Annotated in this window: 29 protein-coding genes; 8 read left to right on the forward strand and 21 right to left on the reverse strand. The window is 65.3% G+C overall.

The genetic code is table 11. The annotated features are described in order from the left end of the window. The 4 genes from FJ311_10315 to FJ311_10330 all read right to left on the reverse strand — a co-directional run. The coding region (locus FJ311_10315) for a protein translocase component YidC (GenBank protein ID MBM3951836.1) at nt 1-176 on the reverse strand (176 nt) is incomplete at its 3' end. After that, nucleotides 173-478 carry a membrane protein insertion efficiency factor YidD gene (yidD, locus tag FJ311_10320; GenBank protein ID MBM3951837.1) on the reverse strand — a complete coding sequence of 102 codons (306 nt, stop codon included), beginning with the start codon at nt 476-478 and terminating at the stop codon, nt 173-175. The genes yidD and FJ311_10315, both read right to left, overlap by 4 nt. Then, nucleotides 475-915, reverse strand: coding sequence for a ribonuclease P protein component (rnpA, locus tag FJ311_10325; protein MBM3951838.1), 441 nt, complete (start codon nt 913-915; stop codon nt 475-477). The genes yidD and rnpA overlap by 4 nt, the downstream gene beginning before the upstream one ends. Nucleotides 916-959: 44 nt before the next feature. Continuing rightward, nucleotides 960-1,094, reverse strand: coding sequence for a 50S ribosomal protein L34 (locus FJ311_10330; protein MBM3951839.1), 135 nt, complete (start codon nt 1,092-1,094; stop codon nt 960-962). Between the two features lie 270 nt (nt 1,095-1,364). Between FJ311_10330 and FJ311_10335 the strand changes: the two genes are divergently transcribed. From FJ311_10335 to FJ311_10365, 7 genes are all read left to right on the forward strand, one after another. After that, nucleotides 1,365-2,267, forward strand: coding sequence for a hypothetical protein (locus FJ311_10335; protein MBM3951840.1), 903 nt, complete (start codon nt 1,365-1,367; stop codon nt 2,265-2,267). A gap of 29 nt (nt 2,268-2,296) precedes the next feature. Next, nucleotides 2,297-2,665: an endonuclease domain-containing protein gene (locus FJ311_10340; GenBank protein ID MBM3951841.1), complete on the forward strand. Its 369-nt coding sequence runs from the start codon at nt 2,297-2,299 to the stop codon at nt 2,663-2,665. A gap of 182 nt (nt 2,666-2,847) precedes the next feature. Next, nucleotides 2,848-3,633 (forward strand): TVP38/TMEM64 family protein, encoded by a 786-nt coding sequence (locus FJ311_10345; protein ID MBM3951842.1) that lies wholly within the window; start codon nt 2,848-2,850, stop codon nt 3,631-3,633. After that, nucleotides 3,630-5,063, forward strand: a complete 1,434-nt coding sequence (locus tag FJ311_10350; protein ID MBM3951843.1) for a dihydrolipoamide dehydrogenase — start codon at nt 3,630-3,632, stop codon at nt 5,061-5,063. Before FJ311_10345 ends, FJ311_10350 begins: the two co-directional genes overlap by 4 nt. Nucleotides 5,064-5,094: 31 nt before the next feature. Further along, a complete protein-coding gene (locus FJ311_10355) occupies nt 5,095-6,477 on the forward strand; it encodes a HAMP domain-containing histidine kinase (protein ID MBM3951844.1) in 1,383 nt (460 codons plus the stop codon). A gap of 247 nt (nt 6,478-6,724) precedes the next feature. Continuing rightward, nucleotides 6,725-7,492: a methyltransferase domain-containing protein gene (locus tag FJ311_10360; GenBank protein MBM3951845.1), complete on the forward strand. Its 768-nt coding sequence runs from the start codon at nt 6,725-6,727 to the stop codon at nt 7,490-7,492. A 37-nt stretch (nt 7,493-7,529) separates the two neighbouring features. Further along, on the forward strand, nt 7,530-8,363 hold the full coding sequence (locus FJ311_10365; protein MBM3951846.1) for a DUF547 domain-containing protein: 834 nt from the start codon (nt 7,530-7,532) through the stop codon (nt 8,361-8,363). Here the strand turns inward: FJ311_10365 and thpR are convergent. Next, a complete protein-coding gene (gene thpR / locus FJ311_10370) occupies nt 8,356-8,898 on the reverse strand; it encodes an RNA 2',3'-cyclic phosphodiesterase (GenBank protein MBM3951847.1) in 543 nt (180 codons plus the stop codon). The genes FJ311_10365 and thpR overlap by 8 nt on opposite strands. Before the next feature lie 21 nt (nt 8,899-8,919). Beyond that, nucleotides 8,920-10,044: a histidine kinase gene (locus FJ311_10375; GenBank protein MBM3951848.1), complete on the reverse strand. Its 1,125-nt coding sequence runs from the start codon at nt 10,042-10,044 to the stop codon at nt 8,920-8,922. Nucleotides 10,045-10,288: 244 nt separating this feature from the next. On the opposite strand from FJ311_10375, the gene FJ311_10380 reads away from it, so the two are divergent. Further along, nucleotides 10,289-11,050 (forward strand): Bax inhibitor-1/YccA family protein, encoded by a 762-nt coding sequence (locus FJ311_10380; GenBank protein ID MBM3951849.1) that lies wholly within the window; start codon nt 10,289-10,291, stop codon nt 11,048-11,050. 160 nt (nt 11,051-11,210) lie between these two features. Here FJ311_10380 and FJ311_10385 read toward each other — a convergent pair whose 3' ends face one another. From FJ311_10385 to infB, 15 genes are all read right to left on the reverse strand, one after another. After that, nucleotides 11,211-11,933 carry a hypothetical protein gene (locus tag FJ311_10385; protein ID MBM3951850.1) on the reverse strand — a complete coding sequence of 241 codons (723 nt, stop codon included), beginning with the start codon at nt 11,931-11,933 and terminating at the stop codon, nt 11,211-11,213. A 15-nt stretch (nt 11,934-11,948) separates the two neighbouring features. Then, nucleotides 11,949-12,683 (reverse strand): deoxyribose-phosphate aldolase, encoded by a 735-nt coding sequence (gene deoC / locus FJ311_10390; GenBank protein MBM3951851.1) that lies wholly within the window; start codon nt 12,681-12,683, stop codon nt 11,949-11,951. Between the two features lie 125 nt (nt 12,684-12,808). Beyond that, a complete protein-coding gene (locus FJ311_10395; GenBank protein MBM3951852.1) occupies nt 12,809-13,153 on the reverse strand; it encodes a helix-turn-helix domain-containing protein in 345 nt (114 codons plus the stop codon). Continuing rightward, complete coding sequence (locus FJ311_10400; GenBank protein ID MBM3951853.1) at nt 13,098-13,448, reverse strand: hypothetical protein; 351 nt, start codon at nt 13,446-13,448, stop codon at nt 13,098-13,100. The genes FJ311_10395 and FJ311_10400 overlap by 56 nt, the downstream gene beginning before the upstream one ends. 491 nt (nt 13,449-13,939) lie before the next feature. Beyond that, entirely contained in the window at nt 13,940-14,902 is a 963-nt protein-coding gene (locus FJ311_10405; GenBank protein MBM3951854.1) for a D-glycerate dehydrogenase, read from the reverse strand. A gap of 33 nt (nt 14,903-14,935) precedes the next feature. Next, nucleotides 14,936-15,679 (reverse strand): SDR family oxidoreductase, encoded by a 744-nt coding sequence (locus FJ311_10410; GenBank protein MBM3951855.1) that lies wholly within the window; start codon nt 15,677-15,679, stop codon nt 14,936-14,938. A gap of 62 nt (nt 15,680-15,741) precedes the next feature. After that, nucleotides 15,742-16,377: a J domain-containing protein gene (locus FJ311_10415; protein MBM3951856.1), complete on the reverse strand. Its 636-nt coding sequence runs from the start codon at nt 16,375-16,377 to the stop codon at nt 15,742-15,744. Between the two features lie 250 nt (nt 16,378-16,627). Next, nucleotides 16,628-17,431, reverse strand: coding sequence for an SDR family oxidoreductase (locus tag FJ311_10420; GenBank protein MBM3951857.1), 804 nt, complete (start codon nt 17,429-17,431; stop codon nt 16,628-16,630). Nucleotides 17,432-17,558: 127 nt separating this feature from the next. Beyond that, nucleotides 17,559-18,782 (reverse strand): beta-ketoacyl-ACP synthase I, encoded by a 1,224-nt coding sequence (fabB, locus tag FJ311_10425; GenBank protein ID MBM3951858.1) that lies wholly within the window; start codon nt 18,780-18,782, stop codon nt 17,559-17,561. Between the two features lie 31 nt (nt 18,783-18,813). Further along, a complete protein-coding gene (gene fabA, locus FJ311_10430; GenBank protein ID MBM3951859.1) occupies nt 18,814-19,323 on the reverse strand; it encodes a 3-hydroxyacyl-[acyl-carrier-protein] dehydratase FabA in 510 nt (169 codons plus the stop codon). A gap of 39 nt (nt 19,324-19,362) precedes the next feature. After that, nucleotides 19,363-21,522, reverse strand: coding sequence for a polyribonucleotide nucleotidyltransferase (gene pnp / locus FJ311_10435; protein ID MBM3951860.1), 2,160 nt, complete (start codon nt 21,520-21,522; stop codon nt 19,363-19,365). Between the two features lie 140 nt (nt 21,523-21,662). Next, nucleotides 21,663-21,932 (reverse strand): 30S ribosomal protein S15, encoded by a 270-nt coding sequence (rpsO, locus tag FJ311_10440; GenBank protein MBM3951861.1) that lies wholly within the window; start codon nt 21,930-21,932, stop codon nt 21,663-21,665. A gap of 32 nt (nt 21,933-21,964) precedes the next feature. Next, nucleotides 21,965-22,921 (reverse strand): tRNA pseudouridine(55) synthase TruB, encoded by a 957-nt coding sequence (gene truB, locus FJ311_10445; GenBank protein ID MBM3951862.1) that lies wholly within the window; start codon nt 22,919-22,921, stop codon nt 21,965-21,967. After that, entirely contained in the window at nt 22,911-23,408 is a 498-nt protein-coding gene (gene rbfA / locus FJ311_10450) for a 30S ribosome-binding factor RbfA (protein MBM3951863.1), read from the reverse strand. Before rbfA ends, truB begins: the two co-directional genes overlap by 11 nt. 36 nt (nt 23,409-23,444) lie before the next feature. Continuing rightward, on the reverse strand, nt 23,445-25,369 hold a 1,925-nt coding region (gene infB, locus FJ311_10455), incomplete at its 5' end, for a translation initiation factor IF-2 (protein ID MBM3951864.1).

A 25,369-nucleotide genomic window follows, 5' to 3' on the forward strand; every position in this document is an offset into this window, starting at 1 on the left:
CCGGGCGCGCTTGCCGACGGCGCCGTCGCGGAAGGAGCGCCGCTCGCGGGAGCGCCGGCCGATGGCGTGGGCGCCGGTGCGGGTGGACGGGTCTTGGTGAAATAGAATTCGAAGCCGATCACGATCAGGATCGACATCACCACGGCCAGCAGCAGGTTGCGATTGTCGGGAGTCACGAACGCACCTTCCGATCGTTGTCTCGATCATGGTTGGGCGCGGCCGGAACCGGATCGAGGCCGGAGCCGCCCCAGGGATGGCAGCGCGCGATCCGCGCCAGCGCCAAGCCGACCCCGCGTAAGGCCCCGTGGCGCCGGATCGCCTCCTCGGCGTAGGCCGAGCAGCCGGGCTCGAAACGGCACGCGGACGGCGCGCCGATCAAGGCGGCCACAAGCGGTGCGAGCGCGTAGCGCCACGCGCCGATTGCGCCGAGCGCCAACGGCCGGATCGCCGCGTCGAAAACGTGCCGCGCCCCCGTCATGATTTGCGTGCCTGTGCCATTTCGTCAGCCGACGAATCTTCCCGCCACACCCCGAGCCGCTTGAACGCCTGCGTCAGATCGCCGACCAAGTCGGCGAAGGGTCGTTTCAGGGTTTCGACCCGCCCGATCACCACCACGTCGACGCCGCCCGCGAGGCAATGGGTGCCGAGGCTGGCCAACGCCGCCTTGAGCCGACGCCGCGCGCGGTTGCGCGCAACCGCGGGACCGACCTTGCGGCTGACCGTAAACCCGACCCGTGCCGATGATGATCGGTCGGGCCGCGATCCGCCGCGACCCTTTTCGGCGGCGGCAATCAACCCGGTGTTGGCGCGCCGGTGCGCCTGAACGATCAGGCCGGGCGCGACCCATTTCCTCCGCGCCGCCGCGACCGAAAGAAAATCGGCCCGCCGTTTCAAGCGCGCGAGCGTGCCGGACACGATTGAAAATCCCTTTCGTCAAGCGGGCGCTTCACGCGGCCCCTTCAGGCGGACAGGCGCTTGCGCCCCTTCGCCCGGCGGCCGGAGAGAACCTTGCGGCCCCCGACGGTTTTCATGCGCGCGCGGAAGCCGTGGCGCCGCTTGCGAATCAATTTGCTCGGTTGGTAGGTGCGTTTCACGGGAACGGGCTCCTCGAGGGGCGGATCGAAGGCCGCTGGTATACGGCCCGAGCCCACCCCAAGTCAACGCGGCCGCCGGGTTTTTCGAGCGTTTTTCCGGCTTTTTTCCGTTATCTCCCCTCTCCCGCTCGCGGGAGAGGGAGGGGCCCGGCCCCGATGGGCCGGGAGGGTGAGGGCTCGCCGCAGCGTTCCCACCCCCTAGCCGTCAATTTGTCCGATCCGGGTATAATGCGAGCATAAACTTAATTCTTGAGCCGTGATTTATCAAAAATGAGCGACACACGGTATTTCAGCGAGCGAGAGGTCGGCGAAACGCCACGAAACGTGGATGAAGTAACGGCCACCGCGTGGAGTGGCATTGCCGCTTTGATCCGTACGTGCATCGATGATGGATCGTTCGGCGCACGGTACCCAGAGATTTGTCCAGATGGAGCGGACCCGTGCGGAACAAATCAGCGTTCATTTTGGGAAGCGATGAGGGCCGAGATTCCCAAACTGCCCGATATGCCGTCGACAATCTTGAACGATGATGTTCTACCCTCGTCTCTCGTCATAATGGATATGATTGAGTTCTGCTGGCGGGCGGTCGGAAGACCAATCCGGGGTGTATATCATGGGTACTCGCGGCATCACCACCTCAGCTTCGACGAAGACGCCGGCAAGAGGGAGTTCGGTGATGTCATCAATCGCATCTTCCGTCGCAACGGATTGGCCTTCGAGTTGACGGATGGTGGAATGGTTCGAAGGCTGGCTCCGGCGGTCTTGCGCGAAGCACTCGGACAAACTGTGTTCCATACGGAAGACCTAGGCTTGAACCAGATTCTCGAAACCGCCCGGACAAAGTTTTTCGATCCCGATGAGTCGGTGCGCCGCGAGGCATTGGAAAAACTTTGGGATGCCTGGGAACGGATTAAAAGCCTTGAACCGGGCGCAAATAAAGCCGTTCAGTCGGCGGCGCTTCTCGATCGAACCGCAAATTCGAGCGCACCGAAATTCCGAGAATTGTTGGAAGAAGAAGCCAAAACGTTGACGAACATCGGTAACACTTTTCATATTCGGCATACCGAAACCCATCAAGAACGCCTGGGTGGCTCAAACGAGATCGATTATCTTTTTCATCGCCTATTCGCCTTTATTCGGTTGATCCTCCGCACCACGGGAAGGGGCGGTTGATATCGAAGGCGAAAAGCCGGGTCTTGACCATGCCCAATCGCAACGCCCGTGTCCTTCGCAAGACCATGACCGACGCCGAACGCCGACTTTGGTCGATTTTGCGCGGGCGGCGGCTGGCCGGCTATAAATTCCGCCGCCAGCATCCGGTTAATCCCTACATTCTCGATTTTGCTTGCGTCGAATGCCGCCTCGCGGTCGAAGCCGATGGCGGACAACACGCGGGCAACGAGGCCGACCGGCGGCGTGTGGCCCTGCTCCGCGCCCGGGGATGGCGCGTATTGCGCCTTTGGAACAACGATATTCTTGCTAACATCGACGGTGTCGTCGGAATCATTTTGCGAACACTCGAATCAACCAAGACGCCCAGAATACCGAAACCCTCACCCTCCCGGCCCTGACGGGCCGGGTCCTTCCCTCTCCCGCTATCGCGGGAGAGGGCTTTCTTTTGTCGTTTTTCGGGCTTTTGCGCGCGCCTCGCCGGTTCGTGTCTGGTCTGCCAAGAATAAATCGCCTTAAACTTCGCCGACGCCGCGCCCCCGCGCCGACCCGCGACCGACCCCCCGCCCCCGATGACCGCCCGATGACCGATCAGCCCGTCCCGCCCGATTCCCCGCCGCCCCGGTTTTCCCCCAAATTTTCGGTGACCCGGCTGCTGCCGATCGGCGCTTTGCTCGGCGGGCTTGCGCTCTTTTTCCTGCTCGGGCTCGACCGCTACGTGTCGTTCAAAGTCCTCGGCGCGCATTTTGCCGATCTGAAAAACTGGGTCGAGGCGCACGGCGCGTTCGCGCTGGCGGCGTTCGGCGCGGTCTACGCGGCGATGGTCGCGTTCTCGATTCCGGGCGCGCTGGTGCTGACGCTGGCCGGTGCGATGCTGTTCGGCGCGGCGGCGAACGCCGCCGTCGTCATCATCGCCGCAACGGTGGGCGCCTGCGCCGTCTTTCTCGCCGCCCGGTTCGGCCTGGGCGAGCCGCTCCGCGCGCGCGCCGGCCCGTTCCTCAAGAAAATGGAGGCGGGATTCCGCGCCAACGCCTTCAGCTATATGTTGGTGCTGCGCTTGGTGCCGTTGTTTCCCTTTTGGCTGGTCAATTTGGCCCCGGCGTTTCTCGGCGTCGGCTTGCCGACGTTTGCCGTCGCCACCGCGATCGGCATCGCGCCCGGCACCGTCGTTTTCAGCGTCATCGGCGAAGGCCTCGGCGGCGTGGTCGCGGCCGGCGGCGACATCGATCCCGGAAAAATATTGACCCCGACCATGATCGCGGCCTTGATCGCGCTGGCGGCGCTTGCGCTCGTCCCGGTCGCGTTCAAGCGCTGGCAGGCGAAACGCGCCGAAAGGTCGATGAGCGGCACAATGGGCGGTGGAACATGAGCGAAATCCTGACTCCGGACCTGTGCGTGATCGGCGCCGGATCGGGCGGCTTGTCGGTCGCGGCCGGGGCGTCGCAAATGGGCGCCTCGGTCGTTCTGATCGAGCGCGCGCGCATGGGCGGCGACTGTCTCAATTACGGCTGCGTGCCGTCGAAATCGCTGATCGCGGCGGCGCATGCCGCCCACGTCGCGCGCGCCGCGGAGCGTTTCGGCGTGCGCGCCGGCCCCCTCGCGATCGACGGAGCGGCGGTGTTCAAGCGCGTCCACGACGTGATCGCGGCCATCGCGCCGACCGATTCGGTCGAGCGGTTCGAAGGCCTCGGCGTCAAGGTGATCAAGGCGCACGCGCGCTTCACCGGGCCTAATCGCGTGCGGGCCGACGACGTCGAAATCCGCGCGCGGCGCTTCGTCGTCGCCACCGGGTCGAGCCCGATGGTTCCGCCGATCCCCGGCCTCGACCGGGTTCCGCATCTCACCAACGAATCGGTGTTCGATCTCGACGCCGTGCCCGAGCGCCTGATCGTGCTCGGCGGCGGGCCGATCGGCATCGAGCTGGCGCAAGCCTTCCGCCGCCTCGGCGCGCGCGTCGCGGTGATCGAAATGCAGACGATTCTCGGGCGCGACGACCCGGAACTGGCCGACGTCGTTCGCCGCCAATTGGCGCGCGAGGGCGTCGAGCTGTTCGAAAAAGCCCCCGCCGAGAGCGTCGAGCGGACGACGCATAACGGGGGGGACGGCATCGCCGTCGCCGTCGGCGGCGAAACCCCGACCCGCGTCGAAGGCACGCACCTTCTGGTCGCGGTCGGACGCCGGCCCAACGTCAAGGATCTGGGGTTGGACCTCGCCGGCGTTTCGGTCGAACCCAAGGGCATCGTCGTCGACGCCCGGCTCCGCACCACCAACCGGCGCGTGTTCGCCATCGGCGACGCCGCCGGCGGATTGCAGTTTACCCACGTCGCCGGTTTTCACGCCGGCATCGTGCTGCGCAACATCCTGTTCCGGCTCCCGGCGCGCGCCGACCGCGCCGCCATCCCGCGCGTCACCTATACCGACCCCGAACTGGCTCAGGTCGGCCTCACCGAAGCCGAGGCCATGGCCCGGCACGACGGAGTCCGGATTTTGCGTTGGTCGATGCACGACAACGACCGCGCCCAGGCCGAGGGCGCGACCGAGGGACTGGTCAAGGCCGTGATCGGGCGGCGCGGCAGGATTCTCGGCGCCGGCATCGCGGCCGCCCACGCGGGCGAATTGATCCAGCCATGGACGCTGGCGATCGCCAACGGTCTTCGGATCGGGGCCATGGCCTCGGTCGTCGCGCCCTATCCGACGCTCGGCGAAGCGTCGAAGCGCGCCGCCGGCAGCTATTACACGCCGACGCTTTTCGGCGACCGTACCAAGGCGATCGTGCGCCTGCTCGCGCGATTGGGATGAGCGCGCGTCATGCCGATAGGCATGCATTAGCATGACGATCCGCCCGCGCGCCCGATTCGGGTTGTCGGTCCGCTTGCTCGGACTCACCGTCGTGTTCGTGATGGTGGCGGAAGTGCTGATCTGGGCGCCGTCGATTTCCAATTTCCGCAAGACCTGGCTTGAGGAGCGCATCACCCGCGCCTATCTCGCCACCATCGCCTATGCCGCGCTGCCCGACGACGCGCCATTGCGCGCGCTCGGCCAGCAGCTGCTGCTCAATACCGGGCTGCACGGCATCGGATTGACGCGCGACGGGCATCGTTCGCTGATGGTGATGGACGACATGCCGCCGGGCATCGATCTGGTCGTCGATCTGCGCCAGCGCATGTTCGTCCGATGGATCGGCGAGGCGCTCGAGGCGCTCTGGGGCGACGGCAAGCGGGTGCTGCGCGTCATCGGCCACCCCGAGGGCGCGCCGGACGCGCTGATCGAAATCGTGCTCGACGAGGGACCGCTGCGCGCCGCCATGCTGGCGTTTTCGTGGCGCATCCTCACCCTTTCCATCGCCATTTCGCTGTTCGCGGCCGTGCTGGTTTATCTCAGCCTGCAATGGCTGCTGGTGCGGCCGATGCGCCGGATCACCGAGGACATGGTCGCCTTCCGCGCCGATCCCGAAGGCCCGGTTCCCCATCCGGCGGAGCCGACGCGCAGCGACGAAATCGGCATCGCCAGCCGGGAATTGGCGACCATGCAGGCGGATCTGCGCGCGGCGTTGCGTCAGAAGACCCGGCTCGCGACGCTCGGCGCCGCCGTCGCCAAGGTCAATCACGATCTCCGCAACACGCTGGCGACCGCGATGCTCGTCTCCGACCGTCTCGCCGACAGCGACGATCCCGAGGTGCGCAAGGTGGCGCCGCGCCTTTACGACGCCATGCAGCGCGCGGTCAGCCTGTGCAGCCGGACGCTCAATTTCGTTTCCGACAGCCGGCCCGCGTTGAAGATCGAAGCGGTGCTGGTCGGCGCGCTGGTCGAGGACGTGGCCTCGGAGTTGACCGGAAAATTCGATTCGGCGCGGGTCACGACCGAGGCCGAAGCCGGTTTCGCCGTCGTCGCCGACCGCGAACAGTTGCGCCGCGCGCTCGCCAACCTGATCCTCAACGCATTCCAGGCCGGCGCGCGCAACGTTCGCGTGTCCGCCGTCGCGGACGGGGGCTTGGCGCGAATCCGGATCGCCGACGACGGCCGGGGATTCGATCCGGGCGCGCGCGAGCGGCTGTTCCAGCCCTTCGTCGGCTCGGGCCGCCGCGAGGGCACCGGGCTCGGGCTGCCCATCGCCCGCGACATCGCTCACGCCCACGGCGGCGACCTGACGCTTTTCGAAACCGGGCCCCAGGGTACGACCTTCGAATTGACGCTGCCCCTGCCCGAGAGTTGACATCGACGGCGACCCGTCCGGCTTGCTAACCTAATCGCCGTTATCTTGAGGAGAATTGTCATGGGAACCTGGATCGCCGGTATTGTCGCCACTCTGATCGGCTTCGCCGGGCTGTTCGCCGCGGCGAAAAGCGCCGATCCCCTCATGTATCCGATCGGCCTGACGGTGTTCGCCGCCGCGGTGCTGTTCGACTTCTGGATGATCCGAACTTCCGTCGGCCGCGACCATTGACCGCGCCCGGTGCCCCCTGAGCGCCTGGGACCCCGCCCAGTACCTGAAATTCGGCGGCGAGCGCCTGCGCCCCGCCCTCGATCTGCTGGCGCGGATCGCCGCCGAATCCCCCGATACGGTTTACGACCTCGGTTGCGGCCCCGGCACCGTGACGGTTTTGCTCCGCCGCCGCTGGCCCGAGGCGCGCGTGGTGGGGGTCGATTCGTCCGACACGATGCTGGCCGAAGCGCGGGACAAGCACCCGGGCATCGAATTCGTTTGCGCCGACATCGCCCATTTCGTTCCCGACGCGCCCGCCGGCGTCATCGTTTCCAACGCCGCGCTGCATTGGCTTTCCGACCACGCCCGGCTGTTCCCGGGCCTGGTTTCGCGTCTCGCGCCGGGCGGGGTCTTCGCTGCCCAGATGCCGCATGTAAACCATCAGACGTCGCATGTGCTGATGGCCGAAAGCGCGGACGCCGGCCCGTGGCGGGACAAGGCGCGCGCGGCACTGCCGCGCTATCCGGATCACGGCGCCGCCGACTACTACGGCTGGCTCGCGCCGCTCTGCCGCGCGGTCGAGGTGTGGGAGACCGTCTATCACCACGCGCTCGCGGGCGAAAACGCGGTGCTGGAGTGGATGAAGGGCGCGGCGCTGCGCCCCATGCTCGCCCGGCTCGCGCCCGCGGAACGGGACGGCTTTCTCGCCGATTACGGCGCCCGGCTCGCCCGCGCCTATCCCCGGCGCGCCGACGGGGTCACGCTGTTTCCGTTCCGACGATTGTTCGTCGTCGCGGCGAAGTGATTGGCGTCGCGGGCGCGCCCTCGGCAGGATTCCGTTCATGCGAATTACGACCGGATTGGCGGCATTCGTCGCCGTCCTCGCGCTGGCCGCGACCGCCGCGGCGGCGCCGCGCGCGGAATTGTGGCCGCGCTGGACGGCGCACGATCCGACGTCAACTCGGAGCGTCGATCATTCCGACTGGGATACTCTGCTCGCGCGTTACAATAACGCCGCCGCCGACGGCAGCCGCAGGTTCGATTACGCCGCCGTTACGGCGGAGGATCGCCGCCGACTCGACGCCTATGTCGAGCGCCTGGCCGCGACGCCGGTTTCCGCCCTCGCCCGCGACGAACAGCGGGCGTTCTGGATCAATCTCTACAATGCGCTCACGGTGCGCACGGTGCTCGAGCGTTGGCCGGTCGCGAGCATCCGCGAGATTTCCATCTCGCCCGGCCTGTTCAGCGTCGGCCCCTGGGGCAAGAAGCTCGTCGCCGTCGAGAACGAGCCCTTGAGCCTCGACGACATCGAGCACCGCATCCTGCGCCCGATCTGGAAGGACGCCCGCATCCATTACGCGCTCAACTGCGCCGCCGTCGGCTGCCCCGACCTGCAACCCCGCGCCTTCACCGCCGCCAACGCCGAGGACTTGCTGGAGCGCGCGGCGGGTGCGTTCGTCAACCACCCGCGCGGGGTCCGTATCGACGACGGCCGCCGGTTGCGGGTGTCTTCCATCTACGTCTGGTTTCGCGACGACTTCGGCGACGGTTCCGACATGGCCGTGATCGCGCACCTCGCCCGCTACGCCGCGCCCGACTTGAAGGCCCGGTTGGCCGGGATCGCGCGCGTCGACGATCACGCCTACGACTGGGCGATCAACGCGCCCCTCAAGTAATTCCCGACAACGGATATTCGGCGAGCGGTTCGTAGTGGACCCCGTCGCCGCCGCGACGGCTTTCGAACAGGGTGAACCGGGTCATCGGATAGGGCCCGGCGGAAAAGCCGTGGCGCGTTTCGATGTAGGGCCCGAGCCGGACGCTCGGCACGTCATCAAGACGCGCCAGCGTCACGTGCGCCGAAAACTTGCGCCGTTCCGGTTCGAGGCCGGCGCGCACGACGACCGATTCGATCTTGTCGCGCAGGAAAGCGACCGGTTCGGGCTTCTCCACCCCCGCCCACAGGGTGTGGGCATAGCGACCCCGGTCGAAGAACCCGACGCCAGCCAACGTCAGGCCGAAGGCGGGCGCGCGGATCGACCCGAGTCCGGCGTCCAGTTCCTCGGCACCGTGGCGATCGGTTTCGCCGACGAAGCGGAGCGTCACATGGAGATTGTCGCGATCGACCCAGCGCGCGCCGGGCACGCCGCTCTGCAGGGCGGCGAGGCGCGCGCGGGCGTCCTCGGGCAACGGCAGGGCGACGAACAGGCGCATGGGAAGAGCCGTGAAGGCCGATCAGAGAAAGAGCGCGAGGACCCCGGTATAGCCGTAAAGCCGGGCGTTGGAAATCTCGCCCCCGGCGTAGAACCCGACCAGCGGAAAATCGCCGAGCCGCGCGCGGATCAAATCCAGCTCGCGGCCTTCGCGGCCGAACATGGCGACGCCGCGGGCGATGCAACTGATGTAAATCCCGGCCTTCGGTCGGCCGCCCGTGCGGCGTTTCAGATCATCGGCCATGCGCGCAAGGTCCGATTCGGCGCTTTTCGGGTCGCGCCGGACGAACATGATCCGATCGCCCGCCGCCACCGCGCCCCCGACCGCGAGCCAGCCGCGCACCGGATCGGCGCCGACCAACGTGCGCACCGTGTAATCGCCGGTATCGGAGCCCGCCACCGGGAACGCGGCATGGACGGTGCCGCTGAGTTCCTGGAGCGCGCGCGCGTCGGCGATACCGAGGTCCGCCTTCAGCACCTCGATCGGCTTTTGGCCGTCGAGGGTGACGATCACGTTTTCGACCGCGTCGGTCACCGTGTGCATCGGCCCGGCCGGCGCGCAGCCTTGGCTCTGGCCGGTGGCGACCGCGATTCCCGGCGCGAATAGCACTCCGGACACGCCGCCGCCCGTAACCCGGCCGGCGATCTGGTAAAGCGCCCCGCGCGAGGACGCGAGCCCGCCGACCAGGAACCCCGCGCCCGCGTCGGCGAGCGATTCGAGCAGCCGGGGCGTTTCCGCGTTTTCGGGGTCGGCGTGGACGATGCCGAACGCTGACGGCGCCTGCTTCATCCAGGCGCGAATGTCGTCGGCGAGCTCGTCGGGGCCCTTGGTGATCGACGGGAACATGCGGAAGGAACCGGCCGGCAGCACGCCGACCAGAACCGCGAGCCCGGGGCGATCGAAATATTCGGTGTCGTTGCCGCAAATGCCGATGCCGACGCTGCCGACCCAATGCTCGATCCCGGTTTTCTGGCGCAGATAGGCGAGGATGCTGCTGAAATCCTCGGCCAGGCGATCGGTGGCGTAGACGAAGCCGAGGTTCGCGCCGGCGGGCAACGGCAGGAGCGCATCGACGCACGCCTTGGCGGCGTGCGCCCAATGGTCGGCGGCGGTGTGGGCGGCCTTGAAGACGACGGGGTCCGGCAACGGTCAAATTCCTTGGGCGTCCGGCGAAGGTTTCGTGGGGTTATATATAAGCCGAACCAGGGGGGCGAGGCGCCCGAACAAGCCCCTACCCCCGGCTATATCCTGAAAATCCCCTTTTTGTTCAAGATCATAGCCCTGTTGCATTTTTCCCGGCTTGGCCCATATTTACTTCCAAGTCCAACGGTTTCGCTTATGTATCCACCCGCGAAGCCGAGGGAGGACCTCTGAAGGAGAGATCGAATCCATGGCCCGCGACACCGATAAACGTTTCGACGCCCGTTCCGAATACATGTCCCGGACGGAGGCCGAACTCGCGCACGTCGACGTCGGCCTGCGCCAGCACATGCTCAAGGTCTACAACTACATGGCCTCGGGCCTGACGCTGACCGGCATGGTCGCCTACGCCGCCGGCAATTCGCCCGCGGTCATGAACCTGCTCTACGCGCAAGGCCCGGCCGGCCAGCTTTCGCCGACGATCCTCGCCTGGATCGTGATGCTCGCGCCGATCGGCATGGTTTTCTTCCTCGCCGCCCGCATCCACGCGATGCAGGCCCAGACCGCCCAGACCATGTTCTGGGTCTATTCGGCGCTCATGGGCCTCTCGCTCGCCAACATCTTCCTCGTCTTCACCGGGGCGAGCATCGCGCGCGTCTTCTTCATCACCGCCGGCACGTTCGCGGGCATGAGCCTCTACGGCTACACCACCAAGCGCGACCTGTCGCGCTTCGGCTCGTTCCTGTTCATGGGCCTGATCGGCGTGCTGATCGCCGCCGTCGTCAACCTGTTCCTCGCCAGCTCGGCGCTGCACTTCGTGGTCTCGGTCGTCGGCGTGCTGGTGTTCATCGGCCTCACCGCCTACGACACCCAGGAGATCAAGTCGATCTACCTGGAAAGCGACAGCACCGAGGTTTCGAGCAAGAAGGCCATCTTGGGCGCCCTCAAGCTCTACCTCGACTTCATCAACATCTTCGTGATGCTGATCCAGCTGTTCGGCGAGCGCCGCTAACCCGGCCAACCGCCCGACAAAAAACCGCCCGGAAGGCGACTTCCGGGCGGTTGCGTTTTGGGGGGATCGCAAAAAGAATGGGTAGAATCTGGAGAAAAATGGAATAGGCGTAAACACTTCTGTTCAATTTGATGGGAGCTTAGGTTAGTCGGCCCAATGTTTATCTCCCCTCGGCTTCGACTGTGGCCTTGGCCATAGCGGATTCGGTTTTTCTGGTTTCAAATTTGGCTGCCTCTGCGTCTTGGACAGCTTTTCCCCATGCTTCCTGCTCTCGTTTCAGATCGCGCGCTGGACTCAACATCGCCCATATAGTCCAACCTGAGCAGATCAGAAAAAGCACTATATTGACCCAAAACCATAACGGTTTTCCGCAGGTCATCACTATAGCCGTGACCCAGAAAGCGAGCATCGAAACTATTACGATAAGACGTATCGAAAGTTTATGTTTTATGTTGTCAACATTAATCCAGATCCAGAATAGATTTTCTTTAATGTTGTTCTTTATATATGTTCCGAGAACTTCTTCTCTTGATAGCAAACCCAGTCTAACCGTTTTCCCATCGATACTTTCCTTCCACTCGGAAGCTGGATAGAGGTTATTCTCAATTTTTCGTAGCAAATCTTCGCTATGCTTAATGAGTTGAGTATTACGTATGTCGAGAGCAAAAAACATGGTCGACAAAAATCCTCCTATGCTCAGCACTATAAAAGCATAATTGTTATATGGGGCACTCTTAGGGTCTAGAATTGAAGAAAACGCATTAAGCAATAGAGCCACAGCTAATAAAAAGAAATTAAACATTTTAGTGCGTTGTTCCGCGTGAAATTTAAAATGCTCCCACGCCAACTTGAACTGACGTTCGGCTAATTGACATTCGCTCATTTGAAGCTCCCCACTTTACCGAGGCAGTGTTTCAATAAACTCCCTAACGATCTCCGGCGATGACGAACAACCAATTCGCGATGCGCCCGCATCAAGCATCGACCGGACATCGGCGAGCGTCCGAATACCCCCTGCGGCCTTCACGCCGACGGCATCGCCCACCGTTTGGCGCATGAGACGAACTATTCTGGCATCCGCTCCTTTAGGACCGAATCCCGTGCTGGTTTTTACGTAATCCGCGCCGGCTTGGACAGAGAGCTTGCATCCCAAAGTGATCTCACGGTCTTCCAGAAACGCGGTCTCCAAAATGACCTTGACGATACCACTGCGGTCGTGGACGGCCTCGACAACGGTGGCGATATCGTACTCTACGATTTTTTTGTTTCCGTCTCTGAGATCGCCAATCGAAATCACCATATCGATTTCGGACGCACCATTCTCGATCGCATGAACCGCTTCAAGTTTTTTGTCTTCTGTTGTTGTATTCCCATGTGGGAAGCCCACAACAGTGCAAATTCGTACAGCGTTTGCAGTTTTGCCAGATAGTCGTTTCGCTGCGTAGGCGACCCATCGCGGCGCAACACAAACCGCGGCAAAGCCGTATTCCACGGCCTCTTTACAGAGGCGCGAAATATCGTTCTTGCCACTCGTCGGTTTTAAATTCGTGTGATCGAACTTCGTAGAAAAGTCTGTCAACTCGATATGCTTTAGTTTATCGAGACCTTTGTCCGGCGAGGCCAAATAATGCATTACTACCATTTTGGACTGCCCCTGCTTTGTCGGCTTAAAAATAAGTTTATCACACTCTCTATATCGGCACAGCCGATGCTACTTCTTTCTTGAAATATTCTTAGCTATGAGAATATGCAATTGCCTCAAGCCGCCAGCGCGCGGCGCACGGCCATGGGGTCCTTGGCGATGACCGCGAGCAGGATGCGGGCGGCGCGGTCGGGACGGCGGCGGCCCTGTTCCCAGGCCTGCACCGCCGCCACGTCGAGGCCGAAGGCGCGCGCGAACGCCGCCTGGCTCAAACCCAGGCGGCGGCGGATGCGGGCGGCCTCGATCTCCGACGGCACCAGGATTTCGTAGGACAGCAATTCGATTTCGCCACGAACATGGGCCAAGGCTTCCTTCGCCGAGGCGATGAGGGCGCGCCCAAGGACACTACCCTTCCGCCTGGATCGCCTTGACGATTTCGCGGAGATCTTTTTTCTCGGCATCGGACAAGTCCTCCTTTTCGGCCTTGGCATACACATAGAGCAGGATCAGCAAACCGCGCGTCGTCGTGACGAAATAAATGATCCGGGCGCCGCCGCTTTTGCCCTTGCCGCCGCGCCGCGCTCGCGCTTTCCGCGCGCCGCCGGTGCCGGGAATGACCGGCCACGCCTCGGGAGCGGACGCGATTTCCACCTCGGCGAGCGCCCGTTCCTCGGCCGTCAGCAGTTTGCGCGCTTGGCGCTCATAGCGCCGGGTGGCGACGACCTTCACGGACGCCAGACTAAGGCATTGTCGTATAGCCGGTCAACGGTCATCTCCGGTCGTACTGTCCTTCCATGACGCGGATTCCAACAATTTCAATCCGTTGGAATCGAAAAACCTTCTGTAATCCCGCCGAGGCACTGGTAGGTCAGATTTGTATGATGCTGGTTGACACTTGTAACCACGCTTATGTTGTCGGATCAACGAACGTGGGATAAACGCGGTACATACGGGTGCGCTCGATTGTTCTGTCGGAAAGAATGGTATCGCCAGAACCATCTCTGGATGAATCTGTGAAAGACGTCCGACATAGCCGTAATAGTTCCACTCACGCTTTGTCTTGGTTGGGAATTTGCCCTTGACCTGAACCGGCCTGAGAATATAGCCACCTCGGCCATCGGATTTAGAGACAATGAAATCGAAGCCTTTATCGCGGTGGGGAAAGTAAACATTCCATTGCGCGTCGGCGAACAACCCGGCGACATATAATTCGGCGAAATAGTCCCGGATTGTCATCGGCCACCTTTTCACGCCACCCGGTCGCGCGGGGCTTGGCCCTTGAAGAACGCATCCAGGTTGTCGAGGGCGCGGAAGCCCATGGCATTGCGGGTATCGAGCGTGGCGCTGCCGAGATGCGGCAGCAGGTAGGCGTTGTCGAGGCCGAGATAGCCGGGATGGATCTTGGGCTCGCCGTCGAACACGTCGAGCCCGGCGGCCGCCACATGGCCCGACTTCAGCGCCGCGATCAGGGCGTCGTCGTCGATCACCGGCCCGCGCGCGGTGTTCACGATGACCGCGCCCTTGGGCAGTTTGGCGATCCGGGCCGCGTTCAGGAACTTGCGCGTTTCCGGCGTCAACGGGCAATGGATGGTGAGGTAGTCGCAGAAGGGCAGCATCTCCTCGACGTTGGCGTGATACTTCGCGCCTTCGGTCTTGTCGGCCGGCAGGGGCGCCTGGTCGTGGTAGTGCAGCTCGAAGCCGAACGGCTTGGCGCGGCGCGCGACCGCCTGGCCGATGCGGCCCATGCCGTAGATGCCGAGGCGCTTTCCCTGCGCGCCGACGCCGATCAGCTGGGTCGGCCGCCAGCCGATCCAGCGGCCTTCGCGCAGGATCTTCTGGCCTTCGTAGGCGCGGCGCGCGCCCGCCAGCAGCAGCAGCATGGCAAGATCGGCGGTGGCGTCGGTCAGCACCTCGGGCGTGTTGGTGACGACGATGCCGCGCGCCTTGGCCGCCTGCAGATCGACGTGGTCGAACCCGACCGAGAAGGTGGCGATGACGCGGACGCTCTTGTCCAGCTTTTCGATCACGTCGGCGCGGACCGCCGTGGTCGGGCTGGTGACGATCCCGTCCATGCCCTTGGCGCCGGCAACGATTTCGGAGGGCGAATAGGTCTTGTCGTCGGCGTTGAGCCGGGCGTCGTAATCGCGCGAAAGCCGCGCCTCGACGGCCTCGGGCAGCTTGTTGAGGACGAACAGTTTCGGTTTGGCCACGGCGGATCTCCCCTTCAGGCGTTGCGGTTCGGTTCAGACGCTTCGACCGCCGTCCACGTCGAGGCAGACCCCGGTCAGAAACTCGGCTTCGGCCGAGCACAAGAACAGGGCGGCGTTGGCGACGTCAAGGGGGCGGCTCATGCGCCCCAAGGGGATCGAGGCGACGAATTTTTTCCGCAATTCCGGGCTGTCGCCGCCCATGAACGCCGCCGTCAGTCCGGTTTCGCCGATCACCGGATTGATGGCGTTGACCCGGATGCGCTCGGGCGCGAGCTCGACCGCCATGGAGCGGGTCAGCGTGATCGCCGCCCCCTTGGTGCCGTTGTACCAGGTGAGCCCCGGCCGGGGCCGGCCCCCGGCGGTGGAAGCCATATTGAGGATCGCGCCGCCGCCCTGCTGGCGCATGATCGGCACGCAGGCGAGCGCCGTGAGGTAGATGCTTTTGACGTTGACCGCGTAGATGCGATCGAAGGTCGCCTCGTCCACCTCCAGCAGGGACTGGTTGCGATGGGTCGCGCCGGCGTTGTTGACCAGGATGTCGAGGCCGCCGAAGGCCTCCAGCGCCGCCTGAACCATCGCCCGGACGTGGTCGGCGCGGGAAACGTCGGCGGCGTGGAAGCGAGCGCGCGGGATCGAGGCGGTCACGTCCCGGCCCTTGTCCTCGGCGATGTCGGCGATCAGCACGCTGGCGCCTTCTTCGGCGAAGCGCCGGGCGATCCCTTCGCCGAAACCGGAGGCCGCCCCGGTCACCAGGGCCACTTTGTCCTTCAGGCGCATGGAGATTTCCTTTCGATGCGGGGCCGAATCGATCCAGGATTCCGGCCGGGAATGGGCTTGGTTCAATAGTCCCGGCGACGCAATATTTCTACCGCCTGGTTGAGCTGAGCCATTCGCCGGTGGTCGCCGGTGCCGCTGTCGGGATGGTGGATGGCGGCAAGCGTACGGAACCTGGAACGAATTTGGGAATAATCCGGATCGGCTTCGGGCGGGAAGCCGAGCACATGGAGCGCCTCGGCGGCGGTACGCACGCCCCCCGGCAGCACCGCGGGCGAGAGGTCGGCGATCACCCGAACCAAGCGTTCCACCTCGCGCTTCAGTTCCGCGGCGCCGATTTCGCCCGCCGGGCGAAGCTCGATCCGGTTATCGCCCGCGTCGAGGGCGAGCGCAACGGCCAAGGCCCGGCGGGCGGTTTTTGCGTCCGAACCCTTGGGCAGCCGGACCTGAAGCCGGGGCTTCCGCCGCCAAGGCCGGCCCTTGGACGGACCCGAGCGGAGAATGACCGTTTCGCGGTCCCCCGGCGGCGGCTCGCCCGGATCTGGGACCCCGGCGATCGTTTCGGGGGAGAGCAGGAGCATGACCGAGCGGGCGAGGTCGGCGGCGTTGACGTTGCGCTTGCGAGCCAGCGCCAGGACCCGGTCGCGAAAAAGACTCGAACAATGAACGGTATGGGAATGTTTGGTATCGCCGCGCCTCATGCCGTCCACTCCAGCGCGCGGCGCATCAGGCGCGATTCGGGGATCGCAGGGCCGTTCGGAGCGATCGGAGATGTTCCCATGGCCGCAACCGTCTCTCGTCGGCAATGAGTTTCGGGGAATTGCCCCATATCACAACTACCAACGTTGTTAAAAACGGCAAAAAATTGAGAGAGTCTTACCGTGCCCGCGTCGCGCGCCGGCGCGCGGGCCAAGCTTCGGAAATAGCGGGGAAATTCGGCGTCCCGGGCGCCTACGATTTGTCGCCGGAGGCGTTGCCGGAGTTGTTGCCGGGCTGGGGCATGGCGATGGCGTGGTAGCCCGAATCGACGTGATGGACCTCCCCGGTGACGCTCGCCGACAAATCCGAAAGCAGATAAAGGGCCGCGCCGCCCAAGTCCTCGAGCGCCACCGGACGGCGTAACGGCGAGTTCGCCTGGGCGAAACGAAATATTTCGCGGGCCCCGGCGATGGCGCTGCCGGCAAGTGTCCTCACCGGTCCCGCCGAAATGGCGTTGACCCGCACCCCCTGGGGCCCGAGATCGGAAGCCAAGTAACGCACGCTCGCTTCCAGCGCCGCCTTGGCGACCCCCATGACGTTGTAGTTGGGGACCACCCGCTCGGCGCCGAGGAACGAGAGCGTCACCAGGCTGCCCCCCTTCGGCATCAGGGCGGCGGCGCGGCGCGCGACCGCCGTGAACGAGTAGCAGGAGATATCGAGGGTGGTGAGGAAATTCTCCCGCGTGGTGTCGAGGTAGCGGCCCTTCAATTCTTCCTTGTTCGAATAGGCGATGGCGTGGACCACGAAATCGAGGCTGCCCCACTCGCGCCCGATCGTTGCGAAGGCGGAATCGAGGCTGGCGTCGCTTTCCGCCTGGCAGGGCACGATCACGCTCGCGTCCACGGCTTCGGCCAGCGGCCGGACCCGCTTTTCGAGCGTTTCGTTCTGATAGGTGAAGGCGAGGCGGGCGCCGTGGCGGCGAAGCGTGCAGGCGATCCCCCAGGCGATCGAATGATCGTTGGCGACGCCCATGATCAGGCCGCGCTTGCCGGCCATCAGCGCCGCGGCGGCGCCGATTTCGGTGGGAAGGATTCGTTCGATTCCGGACATGGCCGTTTCCTCGTTTGCTTTCTTTACCCCGTTCCCGGGCGGCGATCCTTGTTCCCGACCCGGCACGTCGCCCTCATCCGTCGTAGCGGGTGAAGGCGAGGGTGGCGTTGGTGCCGCCGAAGCCGAAGCTGTTGGAGATCACGCAGTTGAGCGGGACATTTTCCTGAAGCGCGCGCACGATCGGCATGCCCTCGGCCTCGGGCTCCAGGTCCTCGATGTTGGCGGAGGCGCACAAGAAGCCGTGACGCATCATCAGGAGGCTGTAGATCGCCTCGTGCACCCCGGCCGCGCCGAGGGCGTGCCCGGTCAGCGACTTGGTCGAATTGAAGGCGGGGATATAGTTGCGGTCGCGGAACACCTCGCGGATCGCCTGCAGTTCCTTGACGTCGCCGATCGGGGTCGAGGTGCCGTGGGTGTTGATGTAGTCGACCGGCTGCTTCAGGTCCTTCATCGCCATCTTCATGCAGCGGACCGCCCCTTCGCCCGAGGGCTGGACCATGTCGAAGCCGTCGGAGGTCGCGCCGTAGCCCGCCACCTCGGCGTAAATCTTGGCGCCGCGCGCCTTGGCGTGCTCCAACTCCTCCAGCACCAGCACGCCGCCGCCGCCGGAAATCACGAACCCGTCGCGCTTGGCGTCGAACGCGCGCGACGCCCTTTCCGGCGTGTCGTTGTAGCCGGACGACAGCGCCGGCATGGCGTCGAACAGCACCGAAAGGGTCCAGTGCAGTTCCTCGCCGCCGCCGGCGAACACGATGTCTTGCTTGCCGAGCTGGATCAGCTCGGCGCCGTTGCCGATGCAGTGCGCGCTGGTCGAGCAGGCCGAGCTGATGGAATAGTTGACGCCCTTGATTCCGAATGCGGTCGCGAGCGTCGCCGAATTGGTGCTCGACATGGCGCGCGGCACCATGAACGGGCCGATCTTGCGCGGGCCCTTGGCGCGGGCGATGTCGGCGGCCTCGACCTGGTTCGACGTCGACGGCCCGCCCGAACCCATGATCAGGCCGGAACGCTCGTTGGACACGTCCTTCGGCTCCAGGCCGGAATCGGCGATGGCGTCCTGCATGGCGACGAAGTTGTACGCCGCGCCGTCGCCCATGAAGCGGCGCCAGCGCCGGTCGACCTTCGCCGCGAGATCGATCTTGAGCGAGCCGTGGACGTGGCTTCGAAAGCCCATCTCCTTGTATTCGGGCGCGAAGACGATGCCGGAACGACCCGCGCGCAGGGAGGCGGCAACCTCGTCCTGGTTGTTGCCGATGCTCGAAACGACGCCCAAACCGGTAACGACGACCCGCCGCATGATCCCTCCGCCAGCGCGAACTTAGGCCGGATCAGCCTTCGCCCGTGAACAAGCCGACGCGCAATCCCTTGGCGTCGTAGATCGTTTCGCCGTCGGCGGCGACGGTGCCGTCGGCGATGCCGAGCACGAGCCGGCCGCGCCGGATTTGCCTCGGATAGACATGATACGACACCCGGCGGACCTTGGGCAGTACCTGGCCGGTAAACTTGACCTCGTCCACCCCGAGCGCCCGGCCGCGACCGGGCGAGCCGCTCCAGCCCAGGAAAAATCCGGTCAGCTGCCAGAGCGCATCCAGCCCGAGGCAGCCGGGCATGACCGGATCGCCTTCGAAATGACAGCCGAAGAACCAGAGATCGGGCCGGATGTCGAGTTCGGCCAGGACCTCGCCCTTGCCGTGCGGACCGCCTTCTTCGCTGATCCGCACGATCCGGTCGAACATCAGCATCGGCGGCAGCGGCAGTTGCGCGTTGCCCGGACCAAACAGCCGGCCGTGGCCGCACTCGATCAGGTCGTCGCGCGTATAGCTGTTTTTGCGGTTCACGCGCTCGATCCCTTTTCCCCCCGCTAGCGCGGCCCGATCTCAGTTGGACGGTGCGCCGCGTGCCGACTTGCTCGGCACCTTGTCGGAGATGTCCTCGCCGGTCTGCTGTTCGACGACGCGCATTGAGAGCTTGACCTTGCCGCGATCGTCGATGCCGATCAGCTTGACCTTGACCATGTCGCCGACGTTGACCACGTCGGTGGTCTTGCCGACCCGGCCGGCGGCCAGTTCGCTGATGTGGACCAAGCCGTCGCGCGCGCCGAGGAAGTTGACGAACGCTCCGAAGTCCATGGTCTTGACCACCTTTCCGGTGTAGATCGCGCCGACTTCGGGTTCGGCGACGATGTTGCGGATCCAGTCGACCGCCGCCTGGCTCGCCTTTTCGTCGACCGCCGCGACCTTGACCGTGCCGTCGTCCTCGACGTCGATCTTGGCGCCGGTGACTTCGCAGATCTCGCGGATCACCTTGCCGCCCGGGCCGATGATATCGCGGATCTTGTCCTTGTTGATGTGGATGACGGTGATGCGCGGCGCGTTCTTGGAAACGCCCTCGCGCGGAGCCGAAATGGCGTTGCCCATCTCCTTGAGGATGTGGAGACGCCCGTCGCGCGCCTGGGCCAGCGCGATCTTCATGATCTCCTCGGTGATCGAGGTGATCTTGATGTCCATCTGCAACGAGGTGATGCCCGTTTCGGTGCCGGCGACCTTGAAGTCCATGTCGCCCAAGTGGTCCTCGTCGCCGAGAATGTCGGACAGCACGGCGAAGTCGCCCCCTTCCTTGATCAGGCCCATGGCGATGCCGGCGACCGGCCGCGGCATCGGCACGCCCGCGTCCATCAGCGCGAGCGAGGAGCCGCACACGGTCGCCATCGAGGACGAGCCGTTCGATTCGGTCACCTCGGACACGACGCGGATGGTGTAGGGAAAGGCCTCGGGCTTCGGCAGCACCGGATGGATCGCGCGCCACGCGAGCTTGCCGTGCCCGACCTCGCGCCGGCCGGGCGAGCCGAGCCGGCCGGTTTCGCCGACCGAGAACGGCGGGAAGTTGTAGTGCAGCATGAAACGCTCGCGGTATTCGCCCTCGAGCGCGTCGATGATCTGTTCGTCCTGGCCGGTGCCCAGGGTGGCGACCGCCAACGCCTGGGTTTCGCCGCGGGTGAAAAGGGCGCTGCCGTGGGCGCGCGGCAACAGGCCGATTTCGGCCGCGATCGGCCGCACGGTCTTGGTGTCGCGGCCGTCGATGCGCTTGCCGGTCTTGAGAATGTCGGTGCGGACGATGTCGGATTCGAGATTCTTGAACGCCTCGGGCCCGACCGTCGGCACCAGCGTCGCATCCAAGGACGCTTCGGCGGCGAGCTTGGCCATCACGTCCGATCTCACCGCGTCGATCTTGCCGTAGCGGGTTTGCTTGACGACCTCGCGATAAGCCTCGCGCAAGGGGCTTTCGGCGAGCGCGCGGACGCGCGCGACGATCGCGTCCACGCCCTTGGGCGGCTCCGCGAGCGCGATCGGTTCCTTGGCGCAGGCTTCGGCCAACTCGACGATCGCCTGGATCACCGGCTGGAACGAGCGATGCCCGAACATGACCGCGCCGAGCATGATGTCTTCGGAAAGTTCGCTCGCCTCCGATTCGACCATCAGCACGCCCTCGGTGGTGCCGGCGACGACCAGATCGAGCTGGCTGGTCGACATTTCGTCGATCTGCGGGTTGAGCACGTATTGGCCGTTGATGTAGCCGACCCGGACCGCGCCGATCGGACCCAGGAACGGCAGACCGGAAATGGTCAGCGCCGCCGAGGCGCCGATCATAGCGACGATGTCGGGGTCGTTCTCCAGATCGTGCGACAGCACGGTGGCGATGACCTGGGTTTCGTTGCGGTAGCCGTCGACGAACAGCGGCCGGATCGGGCGGTCGATCAGGCGCGACACCAGAACTTCGTTTTCGCTCGGGCGGCCTTCGCGCTTGAAGAAGCCGCCCGGGATCTTGCCGGCGGCGAACGCCTTTTCCTGATAGTTGACCGTAAGCGGGAAGAAATCGATTCCGGGGCGCTGGGTCTTCTCGGCGACCGCGGTGCAGAGCACCTTGGTTTCGCCGTAGGTCACGAGCACCGCGCCGTCGGCTTGGCGCGCGATCTTGCCGGTTTCGAGGACGAGCTTACGGCCGCCCCACTCGATCTCCTTGCGGAATTCCTTGAACATCTTTGTCTCTCTTTCTTTCTCTCTTCGGCTGGGGAAAGGGTTGTCGGCCCAAACGACCACACCCCCACCGATAGGCAGGAGGCGGTATCAAGCTCGGGACCGGAATCGGATTCATCTCGGGCAATCGGGCACGCGCGCGTTCACTTGCGCAGGCCAAGTCCTTCAATCAGGCGGTCATAGCGCGCGGGTTCGACGCGCTTCAGGTAGTCCAACTGCCGGCGACGCTGGCTGACCATGAGCGTCAGGCCGCGCCGGGAGTGGGTGTCGTGCGGGTGGGTCTTGAGGTGCTCGGTGAGGTTGGTGATGCGCTCGCTCAAGAGCGCGACCTGAACCTCGGGCGAGCCGGTGTCGCCCCTCTTGGGCGCGAATTTCTTGACGAGCTCCTGCTTGCGCTCGGCGCTAATCGACATCGGGGTTCTCCTAAATGTTGTCCTTCACGGGTTCAGTCGTTGATCACGCGCAAGGGGCGAATCTCGCCGCCCCGCACCTCCGCCAGCGCCACCAGCCGCCCGCCCGCCATGGCGCGCACCGGCGCGCCGGGAACGAATTCCGCCTTCGGGGATCGGCTGGCCACGGGCAACGCCGCGATGGGCTGGCCCTGGCGAAGCCGCCGCGCCTCGATCTCCGTCAGGGCCAGAGCCGGGATGTCGTCCAGCACGGTCGCAGGCGGATGCAAGGCCTCGGCGAGGCGCGCACTATGCACAAGATCGGCCAGGCAATCCAGGGAAATCGCGTCCTTTTCCGTGAACGGCCCGACCGCCAAACGGCGCAGATTTTCGACGTATCCGAGCGTTCCCAAGGCGCGAGCCAGGTCGCGGGCCAAAGCCCGCATGTAGACCCCCTTACCGGAGCGGACCTCGAACGTCGCCCGGTCCAATCCGGATTGGGCGGGATCGGGCCGGGAGGGATCGGGTTCCTCCACAAGCCGGAAGGCCTCGACCGTCACCCGCCGGGGCGCGAGCGCGGGCGCGCCGCCGTCGCGCGCGATCGCGTAGGCCCGCCGCCCCTCGACCTTGAGGGCGGAATAGGACGGCGGCACTTGCTCGATCTCGCCGACGAATTTGGGTAGCGCCGCCTCGATCGCCGCCCGGTCCGGGCGATGCGGGCTGGTCGCCGTCGCCTCGCCTTCGGCGTCGTCGGTCGAACGCGCCTCGCCGAAGCGGACGGTAAAGCGGTAGAGCTTGGCGCCGTTCATGGCGTAGGCGACGGTCTTGGTCGCCTCGCCGAGCGCGATCGGCAGAACGCCGGTCGCGAGCGGATCGAGCGTGCCGCCGTGGCCGACGCGGGCGGCGCCGGTCAGGCGCCGCACCACCGCGACCGCATGCGCCGACGACATGCCGGCTGGCTTGTCGATCACGAGCCAGCCGGTGATCGGCTTGCCCTTGCGCCTACGCCCCATCGTTCTTTTTCTTCCGCCCGCGCGAAGCGCGCGGGCGAATCCCCGCGCGCGCCATAGGACGCGTTCCTGTCGGGGCGCTTGGGAGTTCGCGGCCGACATCGCGCGCGACCCGCGGATCGGCGAACAGCCGGCCGATGCGTTCGGCCTCGTCGAACGAATCGTCGGGCCGAAAGATGATTTCGGGCGCGAATTTGGTGCGGACCGCTTCCGCCACCCGGTGGCGCAGGAACGGCGCCGCCCGGTTGAGCGCGGCGACCACCGCGCGCATGTCCGGCGCGCCCTTCTCCCGCAGCCCGAACGGCACCACGTAGGCGGTCGCGTGGCGCAGATCGGGACTGACGCGTACCTCGGTCACCGTCGCCGAATAGCCGCCGAGGCCGGGATCGTGCACCTCGCCCCGTTCGAGCGCATGGGCGAGCGCGTGCCGGATCGCCTCGCCGACGCGAAGCTGGCGCGGCGACGGCGGACGTTGTTCCCGCTCACGCATGGATGAAGCCTCCGCACGTATTCCCGGAGCGCGCGCTTACAGCGAGCGCGCGATCTTTTCGACCTCGAAGCACTCGACCCGGTCGCCCTTGCGGATGTCTTGGGTGTTGGCGAAGGCCATGCCGCATTCGAAGCCTTCCTTGACCTCGCGCGCGTCTTCCTTGAAGCGCTTGAGCTGCGACAGCTCGCCTTCGTGGATCACCACGTTGTCGCGCAAGAGGCGTACCCGCGCGCCGCGCCGGACCAGGCCTTCGGTCACCATGCAGCCGGCGACCTTGCCGACCTTGGAAATGGTGAACACCTCGCGGATTTCGGCATAGCCGAGGATGTTTTCCTTGAGTTCGGGCGCCATCAGGCCCGACAGCGCCTTTTTCAGGTCGTCGGTCAGGTCGTAAATGATCGAGTAGTAGCGGATATCGATGCCGTCGCGCCGCGCCAGTTCGCGCGCCTGCGGATTGGCGCGGACGTTGAAACCGACGATCAGCGCCTTGGACGCCCGCGCCAGCGTCACGTCCGATTCGTTGATGGCGCCGACGCCCGAATGCAGCACCACGATCTTCACTTCGTCGGTCGCCAGCTTTTCGATCGAGCCGACGATGGCTTCGACCGAGCCGTGCGCGTCGGCCTTGATCACCACCGGCAGTTCCTTGGCCTCGCCGGCCTGGATGCGGTCGAACATCTGCTGCAACGTGCCGCGCGCGGTCGCCTGGGCGCGGGCGTCGCGGCCCTTGCCCTGGCGGAATTCCGACACCTGGCGGGCGCGGTTTTCGTCCTCGACCACGACGAATTCGTCGCCCGCCGCCGGCGTGCCGTTGAGGCCGACGATTTCGACCGGCATCGAGGGGCCGGCTGTTTCGAGTTCCCGGCCGTTGGCGTCGGTCAGCGCGCGCACCCGGCCCCACTCCGAGCCGGCGACGAATACGTCGCCGAGCTTGAGCGTGCCCTTCTGCACCAGCACGGTCGCGACCGAGCCGCGCCCGCGTTCCATTTTGGCCTCGATCACGGCTCCCTGCGCGGCGCGACCGGGGTTGGCCTTGAGGTCGAGGATTTCGGACTGCAGCAGGATCGCTTCCTCGAGCTTGTCGAGATTTTGGCCGGTCTTGGCCGACACTTCGACCGCGAGCACGTCGCCGCCGAGTTCTTCCGTCACCAGTTCGTGCTGGAGCAACTCGTTGCGGACGCGCTGCGGATTGGCGTCGTGCTTGTCGATCTTGTTGATGGCGATCACGATCGGCACCTGGGCGGCGCGGGCGTGGCGAATCGCCTCGACCGTTTGCGGCATGACGCCGTCGTCGGCGGCGACCGTCAGCACCACCAAGTCGGTGACCTTGGCGCCGCGCGCGCGCATTTCGGTGAAGGCGGCGTGGCCGGGGGTGTCGATGAAGGTGATCTTGCGCCCGTCCTTGGCGGTAACCTGATAGGCGCCGATATGCTGGGTGATGCCGCCGGCTTCGTGGGCGGCGACGTCGGTCTTGCGGATGGCGTCGAGAAGCGAGGTCTTGCCGTGATCGACGTGGCCCATGACCGTGACCACCGGCGGGCGCGGCTTCAGATTGACGTCCTCGTCCGCCTGGCCGCCGAGGCCGATTTCGACGTCGGCGGCGCTGACACGCACGGGGCGGTGGCCGAATTCGGTCACGATCAATTCGGCGGTGTCGCCGTCGATCGACTGGGTGATGGTCGCCATCACGCCCATGTTCATCAATTTCATGATCACGGCGGCGCCGCGCTCGGCCATGCGGTTGGCGAGTTCCTGCACGGTGATGGTTTCGGGAATGACGACGTCGCGGACGATCCTTTGCGCCTCGGCCGGCGAAGCCTCGCGCAGTTTTTGCTTTTCGCGCGCGCGGCGGTAGGCGGCGAGGCTGCGCACGCGCTCTTCCCCGTCGCCGAGCGCCTGGGCGATGGTGATCTTGCCGGAGCGGCGCCGCGGCTCGCCGCGGCCGCGGGTCGGCGCGGGCC

The sequence above is a fragment of the Rhodospirillales bacterium genome, from assembly GCA_016872535.1.
Taxonomy (GTDB): Bacteria; Pseudomonadota; Alphaproteobacteria; order Rhodospirillales; family 2-12-FULL-67-15; genus 2-12-FULL-67-15.